Annotated in this window: 11 protein-coding genes; 6 read left to right on the top strand and 5 right to left on the bottom strand. The window is 72.4% G+C overall.

Annotated elements, in window-relative coordinates:
• Positions 1-10 precede the first annotated feature (10 nt).
• The 5 genes from Sco07f_RS26305 to Sco07f_RS26285 are packed head-to-tail and all read left to right on the top strand — an operon-like array spanning position 11 to position 4784.
• Entirely contained in the window at positions 11-1159 is a 1149-nt protein-coding gene (locus Sco07f_RS26305) for an acyl-CoA dehydrogenase family protein (RefSeq protein ID WP_108989377.1), read from the top strand.
• A gap of 39 nt (positions 1160-1198) precedes the next feature.
• Complete coding sequence (locus Sco07f_RS26300; protein WP_108989376.1) at positions 1199-2767, top strand: 4-coumarate--CoA ligase family protein; 1569 nt, start codon at positions 1199-1201, stop codon at positions 2765-2767.
• Positions 2764-3534, top strand: coding sequence for an enoyl-CoA hydratase family protein (locus Sco07f_RS26295; RefSeq protein WP_108989375.1), 771 nt, complete (start codon positions 2764-2766; stop codon positions 3532-3534). The genes Sco07f_RS26300 and Sco07f_RS26295 overlap by 4 nt, the downstream gene beginning before the upstream one ends.
• Complete coding sequence (locus Sco07f_RS26290) at positions 3522-4151, top strand: TetR/AcrR family transcriptional regulator (protein ID WP_174855413.1); 630 nt, start codon at positions 3522-3524, stop codon at positions 4149-4151. Before Sco07f_RS26295 ends, Sco07f_RS26290 begins: the two co-directional genes overlap by 13 nt.
• Positions 4152-4202: 51 nt before the next feature.
• On the top strand, positions 4203-4784 hold the full coding sequence (locus Sco07f_RS26285; protein WP_108989374.1) for a hypothetical protein: 582 nt from the start codon (positions 4203-4205) through the stop codon (positions 4782-4784).
• A 148-nt stretch (positions 4785-4932) separates the two neighbouring features.
• Here the strand turns inward: Sco07f_RS26285 and pdxH are convergent, their stop codons facing one another.
• A complete protein-coding gene (gene pdxH, locus Sco07f_RS26280; protein ID WP_007450733.1) occupies positions 4933-5649 on the bottom strand; it encodes a pyridoxamine 5'-phosphate oxidase in 717 nt (238 codons plus the stop codon).
• A gap of 240 nt (positions 5650-5889) precedes the next feature.
• Here pdxH and Sco07f_RS26275 point away from each other — a divergent pair, with 240 nt between their 5' ends.
• Positions 5890-6990 carry a citrate synthase 2 gene (locus tag Sco07f_RS26275; protein WP_007450716.1) on the top strand — a complete coding sequence of 367 codons (1101 nt, stop codon included), beginning with the start codon at positions 5890-5892 and terminating at the stop codon, positions 6988-6990.
• 236 nt (positions 6991-7226) lie between these two features.
• Here Sco07f_RS26275 and iscB read toward each other — a convergent pair whose 3' ends face one another.
• The 4 genes from iscB to Sco07f_RS26255 all read right to left on the bottom strand — a co-directional run bounded on the left by iscB (position 7227) and on the right by Sco07f_RS26255 (position 12379).
• Positions 7227-8564 (bottom strand): RNA-guided endonuclease IscB, encoded by a 1338-nt coding sequence (iscB, locus tag Sco07f_RS26270; protein WP_280524570.1) that lies wholly within the window; start codon positions 8562-8564, stop codon positions 7227-7229.
• A 518-nt stretch (positions 8565-9082) separates the two neighbouring features.
• Positions 9083-10486 carry a PAS domain-containing protein gene (locus tag Sco07f_RS26265; protein ID WP_087792945.1) on the bottom strand — a complete coding sequence of 468 codons (1404 nt, stop codon included), beginning with the start codon at positions 10484-10486 and terminating at the stop codon, positions 9083-9085.
• Positions 10487-10677: 191 nt separating this feature from the next.
• On the bottom strand, positions 10678-11550 hold the full coding sequence (locus tag Sco07f_RS26260; protein WP_108989486.1) for a GNAT family N-acetyltransferase: 873 nt from the start codon (positions 11548-11550) through the stop codon (positions 10678-10680).
• 73 nt (positions 11551-11623) lie between these two features.
• The gene (locus Sco07f_RS26255; protein WP_007450691.1) at positions 11624-12379 is read right to left on the bottom strand and encodes an SIS domain-containing protein; all 756 of its coding nucleotides are present in this window, start codon (positions 12377-12379) and stop codon (positions 11624-11626) included.
• Between the last annotated feature and the right edge of the window lie 113 nt (positions 12380-12492).

The raw sequence follows: 12492 nt of genomic DNA, 5'->3' as shown, positions 1-12492 counted from the left end.
AAGGAGCCCCGTGACCACCCTCATCGAATCCGAAGACCACAAGTCCCTCCGCGCAGCGGTATCCGCCTTCGCCCAGGCCCACCCCCACACCCTCAACGCCGAGGACAACCAACGCCTCTGGCAGGACGCAGCCAAGCTCGGCTACATAGGCGTCAACCTCCCCGAGGCCTACGGAGGCGGCGGCGCCGGCATCACCGAACTCGCCCTCGTCCTCGAAGAGCTGGGCGCCGCGGGCAACCCGCTCCTCATGATGATCGTCTCGCCGGCGATCTGCGGCACCGTGATCTCCCGCTTCGGCACCGAGGAGCAGAAGCGCGAGTGGCTCCCGTCCCTCGCCGACGGCACCCGCCTCATGGCCTTCGGCATCACCGAACCCGACGCCGGCTCCAACAGCCACCGCATCACCACCACCGCCCGCCGCGACGCGGCCACCGGGGAGTGGGTCCTCACCGGACGCAAGGTGTTCGTCTCCGGCGTCGACATCGCCGACGCCACCCTGATCGTCGGCCGCACCGAAGACGCCCGCACCGGCAAGCTCAAGCCCTGCCTGTTCATCGTCCCGCGCGACGCCCCCGGCTTCGAGCGCCGCGCCATCGACATGGAACTCAACGCCGTGGAGCGGCAGTTCGAGCTGACCCTCGACGACGTACGGCTGCCCGCCGAAGCCCTGGTCGGCGACGAGGACGCGGGCCTCCTGCAACTCTTCGCGGGCCTCAACCCCGAGCGCGTCATGACGGCGGCGTTCGGCATCGGCATGGGCCGCTACGCCCTCTCCCGCGCCCTCGACTACGCCCGCGAGCGCACCGTCTGGAAGACCCCCATCGGCGCCCACCAGGCCATCGCCCACCCCCTCGCCCAGGCGCACATCGACCTCGAACTCGCCCGCCTGATGATGCAGAAGGCCGCCCACCTGTACGACGCGGGCGACGACGTCGGCGCGGGCGAGGCCGCCAACATGGCCAAGTACGCGGCCGGGGAGGCCTGCGTGAAGGCCGTCGACCAGGCCGTGCACACCCTGGGCGGCAACGGCCTCACCCGCGAGTACGGGCTCGCCCGGCTGATAACGGCCTCGCGCGTGGCTCGTATCGCACCCGTGAGCCGGGAGATGATCCTCAACTACGTCTCCCACCAGACCCTGGGCCTGCCCAAGTCGTACTAGGCCAGTACGAGGCCGCAACCAGCCCGCGTTGGAGGAACCGTGTTCCGCAGCGAGTACGCAGACGTCCCGCCCGTCGACCTGCCCATCCACGATGCCGTGCTCGGCGGGGCCGCCGCCTTCGGGGACACCCCGGCGCTGATCGACGGCACCGACGGCACCACCCTCAGCTACGAGCAGGTGGACCGGTTCCACCGGCGCGTCGCCGCCGCCCTCGCCGAGACCGGCGTGCGCAAGGGCGACGTCCTCGCCCTGCACAGCCCCAACACCGTGGCCTTCCCGCTGGCCTTCTACGCCGCCACCCGCGCGGGCGCCTCCGTCACCACCGTGCACCCGCTCGCCACCGCCGAGGAGTTCGCCAAGCAGCTGAAGGACAGCGCGGCCCGCTGGATCGTCACCGTCTCACCGCTCCTCGCCACCGCCCGCAGAGCCGCCGAACTCGCGGGCGGCGTCCAGGAGATCCTGGTCTGCGACAGCGCGCCCGGTCACCGCTCACTCGTCGACATGCTGGCCTCGACCGCGCCCGAACCGTCCGTCGCGATCGACCCGGCCGAGGACGTCGCCGCCCTGCCGTACTCCTCGGGTACCACCGGCACCCCCAAGGGCGTCATGCTCACCCACCGGCAGATCGCCACCAACCTCGCCCAGCTCGAACCCCTCATGCCGGCCGCACCCGGCGACCGCGTCCTCGCCGTACTCCCGTTCTTCCACATCTACGGCCTCACCGCCCTGATGAACGCCCCGCTCAGGCTCGGCGCCACCGTCGTCGTGCTGCCCCGCTTCGACCTGGAGCAGTTCCTCGCCGCCATCCAGAACCACCGCATCACCAGCCTGTACGTCGCCCCGCCGATCGTCCTGGCGCTCGCCAAACACCCCCTGGTCGCCGACTACGACCTCTCCTCGCTGAAGTACATCGTCAGCGCCGCCGCACCCCTGGACGCGCGCCTCGCCGCCGCCTGCTCCCGGCGGCTCGGCCTGCCGCCCGTCGGCCAGGCCTACGGGATGACGGAACTGTCCCCGGGCACCCACGTCGTCCCCCTCGACGCCATGGCCGACGCGCCGCCCGGCACCGTGGGCAAGCTCATCGCGGGCACCGAGATGCGGATCGTCTCCCTCACCGACCCCGGCAAGGACCTGCCCGCCGACGAGTCCGGGGAAATCCTCATCCGGGGGCCCCAGATCATGAAGGGCTACCTCGGCCGCCCCGACGCCACCGCCGCCCTGATCGACGAGGAGGGCTGGCTGCACACCGGCGACGTCGGACACGTCGACACCGACGGCTGGCTCTTCGTCGTCGACCGCGTCAAGGAACTGATCAAGTACAAGGGCTTCCAGGTGGCCCCCGCCGAACTCGAGGCCCTCCTGCTCACCCACCCCGGCATCGCCGACGCCGCCGTCATCGGCGAGTACAACGACGACGGCAACGAAGTACCGCACGCCTTCGTCGTCCGCCAGCCGGCCGCACCCGGCCTCGCGGAGGGCGAGATCATGATGTACGTCGCCGAACGCGTCGCCCCCTACAAACGCGTCCGCAAGGTCACGCTCGTCGACTCCGTCCCCCGCGCCGCCTCCGGCAAGATCCTGCGCCGACAGCTGAGGGAGCAGCAGTGACCCACACCGCCCACACCGCCCACACCGCCCACACCGTCCGAGTCGACCGCGCGCGCTCTCGGGGCGTCGAGACCCTCACCCTCGACTCCCCGCACAACCGCAACGCCCTGTCCGCCACCCTCGTCGGCGGCCTGACCGACGCCCTCACCGCGGCGGGTGAGGACCCCGGCGTCCGCGCCGTCGTCCTCACCCACACCGGCAACACCTTCAGCGCCGGCGCCGACCTGCGCGACCCGCCCGACCCCGACGCCCTGGTCGGCCTCTTCCGGCGCATCGCCGAGCTGCCGAAACCGGTGATCGCCCGCGTCGCCGGACACGTCCGCGCGGGCGGCCTCGGCCTCGTCGCCGCCTGCGACATCGCGGCGGCGTCCACCGAGTCGACCTTCGCCTTCACCGAGGTCCGCATCGGCGTGGCACCCGCCGTCATCTCCCTCACCCTGCTGCCCCGCACCGACCCCCGCGCCCTCGCCCGCTACTACCTCACCGGCGAACGCTTCGACGCCGCCGAGGCCACCCGCACCGGCCTGGTCACCGCGGCCGGCGACGACGTGGACGCCGTACTCGAACCCGTCCTCGACGGTGTGCGCCGTGCCTCACCGCAGGGCCTGGCCGAGACGAAACGGCTGCTCACGGCTAGGGTGCTGGAGGCCTTCGACCGGGACGCGGCCGACCTCACCGCGCTCTCGGCCCGGCTGTTCGCCTCCCCGCAGGCCCGCGAGGGGATGACGGCCTTCCTCGAACGACGGGATCCGGAATGGGTGGTGTGAGCGGCGCCGTGAACGCGGCCGACCGCGCCGAGCGCGTCCCCAAGCAGGACCGCAGCCGGGCCACCCGGCAACGGCTCCTCGAAGCAGCCGTGGCCTGCCTCGCCGAACGCGGCTGGGCCGGTTCCACGGTCTCCGTCGTCGCCGAACACGCCGGCGTCTCCCGGGGCGCCGCCCAGCACCACTTCCCGACCCGCGAGGACCTCTTCACCGCGGCCGTGGAGTACGTCGCCGAGGAACGCTCCGTCGCCCTGCGCGCCCTGTTCCCCGAGGGCGCCGCCGCCGACGACCGGCGCGCGGTGGTCGCCGCCCTCGTCGACCTCTACACCGGCCCGCTCTTCCGCGCCGCCCTGCACCTGTGGGTGGCCGCCTCCAACGAGGAGCAACTGCGCGAGAGGGTCACCGAACTGGAGGCCCGCGTCGGCCGCGAGACCCACCGCATCGCCGTCGACCTCCTCGGCGCCGACGAGACCCGCCCCGGCGCCCGCGAAACCGTCCAGGGCCTCCTCGACATGGCCCGCGGCCTGGGCCTGGCCAACCTCCTCACCGACGACGCGGCACGGCGGGAACGGGTGGTGGAGCAGTGGGCACGCCTGCTGGACGCGGCGCTGGCACCGTGACCGGCGTCCGGCACCGGGGCACTGTCGGTGCCCGCCGCTACCCTCTCGGCCATGGGTGACTACTTCCAGACGATCGTCGACCTCGACGCGGGCGCCGACGAGGCGGCACCGCTCGCCGACCGCGCGGTCGGGTGGCTTGTGGCCGAGGGCATCGTCCTGGCGGAGCGCACCGGCTGTGTCCTCGGCGAGCCGCTCGGACATCCGCCCGGGCTGAACTGGCACCGCGCCGTGGCGGAGGAGGACACCGACTGGAAGCCGTCGGACGGACTGGCCGTGGAGGTGGGGCGCACGGTCTTCGACGGCGGCCAGGGCGAACCGGAGGCGGTGACCTGCCCGCGCTGCGCCGCCACCACCTCCCTGGTCACCGACGGCTGGGAGCCGATCGACGAGATCTGGCGGCCCTTCGGCGGCGCCATGGACGAGTGGCAGCGGACCGGATCGGCGCAGGTCGCGTGTCCGGCCTGCGCAGAGCCCGTCCCGCTCCCCGAGTGGCGCTGGGCCGACGACTACTTCGCCTTCGCCCACCTCGGCTTCACGTTCTGGAACTGGCCCGAGTTCACACCGGATTTCCAGTCCCGGTTCTCCCGCGCTCTTGGCGGCCACCGCACCAGGCTGGTGTGGGGCAAGCTGTGAGGCCCTGCCTCCTCCGCCGCCTCAGGCGGTGACGGCGCCGCCCGCTCGCCCGCATGCCGGGGTGCCCGCCCGGTCACCCCGCTCGCCCGCACGCCGGGGTGCCCGCCCGGTCACCCCGCTCGTCCGGCCCGCCCGGGTGCCTGCCCGGTCACGGACTCAGCCGCTCCACCCGCCAGCCCCCGGCGCCCTCCGCCACGTACCGCAACCGGTCGTGCAGCCGGTTCTCGCGGCCCTGCCAGAACTCCACCGCCTCCGGCACCACCCGGAACCCGCCCCAGTGCGGCGGCACCGGCACCTGCTCGCCCTCCGGATAGCGCGCCGCCAGCTCGGCGTACGCCGAGTCCAGGGCCCGCCGCCCCGCCACCACCGAGGACTGCACACTCGCCCAGGCACCCAGCTGCGAACCGTGCGGCCGGGTCCGGAAGTACCCGGCGGTCTCGTCCCGCCCCGTGCGGCGCGCCACACCCGTGACCACGACCTGCCGGGCCATCGGATGCCAGGGGAACAGCAGCGAGACGTACGGGTTCGCGTCCAGCTCGCGCGCCTTGCGGGAGTCGTAGTTGGTGTAGAACACGAACCCCTGCTCGTCGAAGTGCTTCAGCAGCACCGTCCGGGAGCTGGGCCGCCCCTCGGTGTCCGCCGTGGACACCACCATGGCGTTCGGCTCGAACAGCCCGCCGTCCGTCGCCGCCTGCTTGAACCAGCGCGCGAACTGCTCGACGGGCGTCGCCGCCAGCTCGGTCTCGGACAGCCCCTCGGCCCGGTACTGCTTGCGCATCGAGGCCAGATCGAACGGGACTGGGGCGGGAACGGAGTCGGCGGCGGGGACGGCGGAATCGGCTTCGCGATCGGTCACGCCGCCCATCCTGCCGCATCCCCTCCACCCCCCGGCCCCGGATGGCACCGAGTGCCGCACCCACTCCCCAAGCGCGGCACGCGGGGATATGGTTCTTGGTCCCGCTCCGGCCGGATGACCGACGGCCGCGCGGGGCATCACAGGGGTGACCCGGCAGGACCGCGAGTCGGAACACGACCGTGGATCCATGGGGGCGCCGCACCGTCTCCGCCAGGTCGCCGTACACCACTGATCACGAGGAGCCGCCTGATGTCCGACTTCGTACCCGGGCTAGAGGGAGTCGTCGCCTTCGAGACGGAGATCGCCGAACCCGACAAGGAGGGCGGCGCCCTGCGCTACCGCGGCGTCGACATCGAGGACCTCGTCGGGCACGTCTCCTTCGGCAACGTCTGGGGACTGCTCGTCGACGGGGCCTTCAACCCCGGCCTGCCGCCCGCCGAGCCCTTCCCCATCCCCGTGCACTCCGGCGACATCCGGGTCGACGTCCAGTCCGCCCTCGCCATGCTCGCCCCCGCCTGGGGCCTCAAACCCCTGCTCGACATCGACACCGCCCAGGCCCGCGACGACCTCGCCCGCGCCGCCGTCATGGCCCTGTCCTACGTCGCCCAGTCCGCGCGCGGCCAGAGCCTGCCCATGGTCCCGCAGCGCGAGATCGACAAGGCCGAGTCCGTCGTCGAACGCTTCATGATCCGCTGGCGCGGTGAACCCGACCCCAAGCACGTCGCCGCCGTCGACGCCTACTGGACCTCCGCCGCCGAGCACGGCATGAACGCCTCCACCTTCACCGCCCGCGTCATCGCCTCCACCGGCGCGGACGTCGCCGCCGCCCTCTCCGGAGCCGTGGGCGCCATGTCCGGCCCGCTGCACGGCGGCGCCCCGTCCCGCGTCCTGCACATGATCGAGGAGATCGAGCGCACCGGCGACGCCGAGGCCTACGTCAAGAAGACCCTCGACGCGGGCGAACGCCTCATGGGCTTCGGCCACCGCGTCTACCGCGCCGAGGACCCCCGCGCCCGCGTCCTGCGCCGCACCGCCCGCGAACTGGGCGCCCCGCGCTACGAGGTCGCCGAGGCCCTGGAGAAGGCCGCCCTCGCCGAACTCCACGCCCGCCGCCCCGACCGGGTGCTGGCCACCAACGTCGAGTTCTGGGCCGCCATCATGCTGGACTTCGCCGAGGTCCCGGCCCCCATGTTCACCTCGATGTTCACCTGCGCCCGCACCGCCGGCTGGTCCGCCCACATCCTGGAGCAGAAGCGCACCGGCCGCCTGGTCCGCCCCTCCGCCCGCTACACGGGCCCGGGCACCCGCGACCCGCGCGAGATCGAGGGCTACGCCGACATCGCGGGCTGACCGCCCCCGAAACGCAGGCGACCCGCGAGTCTGGTTCCTCCGTGGAGGAGCCGGCCGGACGTACCGGCGACTCGCGGGTCGGGTGACTGCATTGGGATTGGGCCGGCTGCACGCGTCTTTCACGCGCTGGTCCGGCGCCGCACTCCGTGTGGTGCCGGGCCGCTAGCCCGCAGCCACCTCACGCGTCCGGATGTCATACATTCGCCGGATCACCTCCTTTCGGTGTGGGGCCCACATTAGGAACGCACCGGGCTCCGATCAACCTCTTTTTTTGAGAGGGGAAGCGCACCGCTTTCGGCACATGCGGAGTATTGGTATCCATCGCCCCGTTGCAGCAGGCTCAGATGCTTGTGGGACACGTTGATCCGACCGACCGGAACCGTGACGCTGTGCTGTCCCCGGGCGCGGACCGAGACTCGGCCCGTCCAGGTCCCCGCCCACGTGCCGGTGGGCAGGGTTGCCCGCACGAGGTCCCCAGTGACGAAGCCGAAGTGTTGCTTGGTGCGTGATCGTCGCAGGCGGGGAAATCCGTATCGATCCGGAGTCGTCCGCGCATACGAACCGCGCCCGGTGGCCTTGGCCACGAGTACTCGTCCGGCGAACCGGACGATCCGATCCCCACTCTCGCGATCAAGACGACCGACCGAGAGGGCGTCCAACGTGTGCGTCTTGCGCATCCCGCAGAAGTCACGGTTTGTCTTGGTGAGACGGCCGGACCAGCAGTGCACCGGCTTGCCGAGAGCATTCAGTGCCTCCGAGAGCCGGGGCGAGAGGGCATTCATGGCTGCGGCATCGTCGAGCGGCGATTCGATCTGTCCGAGGACCGTCGCGAGCTGCTCGGGCCGGTGCGCCAGAAAGTCCTCCACGGACTCGCTTCCCTTGGCCCGGTTGCAGGGCACACAGGCGAGGACCAGGTTGGAGATCCGGCTCGAGCCTCCTCGGCTGAGGGGTCTCACGTGCTCGACGTTGAGACGGACGCCAGTGGCACCGCAGTACGCGCACGTGCTGTTCCACTTGGCTCGGAGACGCGTGCGGACGGTCCCCCGGGTCTGATGCTCTTCCTGGCGCATGCTGAAGGCCACGCGTTCGACATGGATCTCGGTGACGGGGGCGTAGCGGCTCAGGCGGGCAGCCAGCGAGAAGGTGGTGTCAACGCGGTGGCGAACGGAAGGGGACAGCCATCCGGCGGGGTGGGTGCGATTGCGCGAGCGTGGCGCTCGGTAGCGATTGTTGGCCGACCGTCTCCTACGCCGATACCCCGCGCGTTGCTGCATGCACGTGCGGATTTGATCGCCGCGGTGCCGGAGCTCTATCGCGAAGAGGCCGCGGCGGACTGTGACGACGGCACCGCGCTCGCCGACTTCCGTCTTCTCGTCGGTGAGAACGAGCCCCGTGCCTTCGGAGCCGGGATCGATGCGCAGCTGTAGGCCATGAACGCCGGACTCGGCGCGGGTGCGGTCCTTCATCCGGATGACGAAAGGCACTCGGCGGGCGACCACGGCCCTGCCACGTGCCAGCAACTCGCGGGCACGAGCCGGGTGGCAGGGCATGAGGGGCTTTCCGTCCGACGACAATACGAAGACCCTGGCCGCGCCGGCGCCCGCCGCGTAGTCCCGATCAGGTGTGGGAGCGTCACCGCTCCCGTTCTCTGCCGCCTTCGCAGCCGTGGCTGCGCTCTTGGCGTGACGCCGACGAGTGACGGTGCTTCGCTCGCCGGTCTCCCCTCGCCCATGTTCCCTACCGGTGTCCCGGTCCTTCCCGGGGGATCCGTGAGCCGTTTCGTCCCTGCCCCCGGGGGTGTCTGCTCCCACGAATTCCAGAGCAGGCTGCTGAGGAAGCACAGCCTGGTGGGTCTGCTCACCTGTAAAGAACGTAGTCATCGGTGCACCTCCCTGATCTGTTCGATCACGATGCCTCGGGCTGGTCACTCGGCGACCTTGCGGCCGGGGGGCGAGTGACCTCCCTTCTGTGGTGCCCGTGACGTTAGTGCCGGGTGAACGGAAAGAGGGACACGAAGAAAATGATCACCTATTGGTGTGGGTAGTCGGCAACTTCCCGGCCTTTACCAGGGGGTAGTGCTAAGGAAGGCTGCCTAGTTCCGCTGCATCGCGCCGGCCAGGTCCAGTGCCGTCGCGATGCGGACCGCCACGTCCTCGGCGTACATGGCATCCTGCCGCTCGAAGGCGGTGCGCCCCGCGCCCCGCAGGAACGTGACGACGCCGAGGGTCCGGCCCCGGCTGCGCAGCACCGCGCACAGGCCGTGCACCGTGTCCGCCGGCCACTGCCGGGCCGCCGCCCACCGCCGCACCTGCTCCTCGGGCACCGTCCGCACCCCGGCGCTGGCCCGCACCGAGCCCGCCCGCTCCACGCACTGCACGGCGGGGTGCCCCTCGCCGTAGCGCACCGGCATCCCGGCCGTCCCGGACGGCACGCTGGGCCCCGGCGCGCCGGACGGGGTGGCCGCGACCCGGACCAGCCGCACCGGCCCGGCCGCGTCGGTGTCCGACGCCGCGCCGCCCACGACCCGGTCGATCAGGGCGTGGTCGGCGAATCCGGCCAGCGCGAAGTCCAGGTGGACGATCGCGGCCTCCGCCGGGTCCTCGCACTCGGCCGCGGCGCGCGCCGCCCGGTGCAGCTGATTGGCCCGGAAGCGCAGCAGCGCCGCCTCCTGCTCGCCCTGCTTCGACTCCGTGACGTCCTGGAACAGCCAGCCGACGCCCAGCGGCACCGGCTCCTCGGCCAGCGGCGAGGCCAGCCGCACGAACCCGCTGCGCCAGCACCGGCGCCGCTCGCCCTCCGGCGTGCGCAGGCTCACCCACACCTCGGCCGGCGCGGGCGGCGCGCCCTCGGCGAGGACGTGCGTCAGCGCGTTCTCCAGCTCCTCGACGCCCTGGGCGAGCAGATCGCCGAGCGGCCGCCCCAGGACGGACGTGCGTCCGGCGCCCAGCGCCCGCGCCGCGTGCGTGTTGACCACGGCGGGCCGCAGATCCGCGTCCACCAGGACGACACCCCAGCTCGCGTCCTCCAGCAGGGCCTCGCTCAGGGCGATGGACCGCTCCAGGTCGATCTGCGCGTGCACCTCGCTGAACGCGCAGTACACCCCGGCGGGCTTCCCGTCGGGACCGCGGACCGCCGCGGACTGGGTGCGCACCAGCACCCGGCCGCCGTCCTTCGTCAGCAGCGCGAACTCGTGCACCTGGCGCCCCGGCGCCCGCATCGCGGACAGCAGCCGGTCCTCCACCTCACCGGCGTCCGCGCTGCGCACGGCCCACCCGGCGAAGCCCTGCCGCCCCACGGCCTCGGCCGCGCTCCAGCCCAGGATCCGCTCCGCCTCGCGGTTCCAGTGGGTCACGACCCCGTCCGCGTCGAAGGCGCACAGGGCCGCGTCCATGCCGTCGAGGAGCGCGGCCAACAGGTCGGCACCGTCCCGCTCGGGCTGCTCCGGCTCGTCCGGCCCCAGCTCGTCGGTGGTCCCACTACGCCGCGAAGCACTCACCTGGACCCCCTGCAGGCTGCGTCCGCCGTACGGTACGTCGGTTCGCTCACTGGCCTTCATTCAACTCGAACGTGATGCAGCACACACCGGGTTCCCACAAGTTCGCGGAAATCGTTGTACTGCGGAAACTCGGCATACGCCCCCGTCATGACGGGGCATGACAGGGGCCGTACGACGGGGCACGGCGGGTGTCACGCCGACCGGGCGGCGAGCCTCAGATCGACCCACTCGTCGTGCTCGCCGTCGAGCACGTACCGCTCCTTCTCCACGAACCCACGCGCCCCGGCGAACCGCAACCCGTCCGCGTTGGCCGCCAGTACCACGGTCTCCACGGCCCCGGCGCCCAGCACGCGCGCGTGCGCCAGCCCCTCCTCGTAGAGCGCCGTACCGATCCCGCGCCCCCGGTACGCCGGCAGCGTCCGTGCGATCACGGTCGCGACCCGCTCCTCGCCGCCGGGCGGCCGCACGGTGGAGCAGCCGACCAGGACGTCCCCCAGGTAGGCGTTGGCCAGCCGGTTGCGCCCGACGCGTTCCCGCGCCTCGTCGGGGGTCATGGCGGCCGGCGGCACGATCACGTTGTGCACGTGCCGCCACTCCTCCACCATGGCGTCCCCGGCCACCGTCTCGATCCGCAGCGCCGAGCCCGGACCGGCCCCGACCGTCCCCCGCCGCGCGTCCACCTCGATCTCGATGCGCATCCGTTCGTCCGCGAGCCCGCACACCGCCATCGTCGCGGCCGGGCGCACCCGGCCGAACGTCCGCCGCAGCACGGGCCAGCAGGGCTCGAAGTCCTCCCGCGCGGGCAGCAGGTAGCGCACCCGCACCACGTCCGCGAAGGTGCACCCCGCCTCGGCCAGTGCGGCCCCGATGTTGTGCAGGCACTGCTCGGCCTGCTCCACCACGTCGTCGGAGATCGTCATCGACGCGTAGTCGAACCCGGTCGTCCCCGATACGTGCACCCGGTCCCCGTCGACGACGGCGCGGGCGTACCCGATCCGCTCCTCGAACGTCGACCCACTGACTATCGCCCGCCTGACCGGCGGGGCCCCCTGGCGTCTGATCATGCGCGAACCGTAGGCGAGCGGTGCGGGGACGATCAATGCACCAGGACCCCTGACCGTGCGTGGCCGCGTCCGCTCAGCGCCGGTAGAAGATCCGGTCCCCGTACTGCTCCAGCACGCGGCCGTTCCATTCGTGGCCGCCGTCCACGTTGCCCGAGCGCAGCAGCGGGGGTTCGATGCCGCGGTCGGCGAGGGTGGCGGCCGCGGTGGCCGTCATGGCCTGCATGAGGGCGCTGGTGACGACCGTGGAGGCGGGCGCGAAGGGCGCGGGGACGGTGTCCAGGGTGAGTTCCGCGTCGCCGACGGCGATCTTGGAGTCCAGCACGATGTCGCAGTGGTCCTTGAGGAACGTGCCGGAGGCGTGCCGGGAGGTCGTCTCGGAGGCGTACGCCACCGAGGTCACGCCGATGACCCGGACGCCGAGGGCACGGGCGTTCATGGCCATCTCCACGGGCAGGGCGTTGCGCCCGGACAGGGAGATGATCACCAGGGCGTCGCCCTCGCGCAGCGGCGAGGAGTCCAGTACGGCGCTCGCGAGGCCGTCGACGCGTTCCAGGGCGGAGCCGAGCGTGGCCGGCATCACGTCGACGCCGACGACGCCGGGCACGGTGAGCAGGTTCATCAGGGCGAGTCCGCCCGCGCGGTACACGACGTCCTGGGCGGCGAGCGAGGAGTGGCCGGCGCCGAAGGCGAAGAGCCGGCCGCCGTTCTGCACGGTGTCGGCGAGCAGCGTCCCGGCCGCCTCGACGCTGTCCGCCTCCTCGTCGCGGACGCGTCGCAGGAGGTCGATCGCCGCGTCGAGGAACTGACCGGCCGGCTTGTGGTCGCTCATGCGGGGCCCCTTCGGAGTGGCTGCGTCGCGGATCACGGTGCGGTCTGGACCAGTGCGGTGTCAATACGGCGTCAACGCGGTCGGACGGCGGTCGGAGCGGGCGGGAGCGGGTC

The sequence above is a fragment of the Streptomyces coelicoflavus genome (assembly GCF_003112555.1).
Taxonomy (GTDB): Bacteria; Actinomycetota; Actinomycetes; order Streptomycetales; family Streptomycetaceae; genus Streptomyces; species Streptomyces coelicoflavus.
Note: the sequence above shows the minus strand (reverse complement) of the source record. Positions and strands in the feature narration are given on the sequence as shown.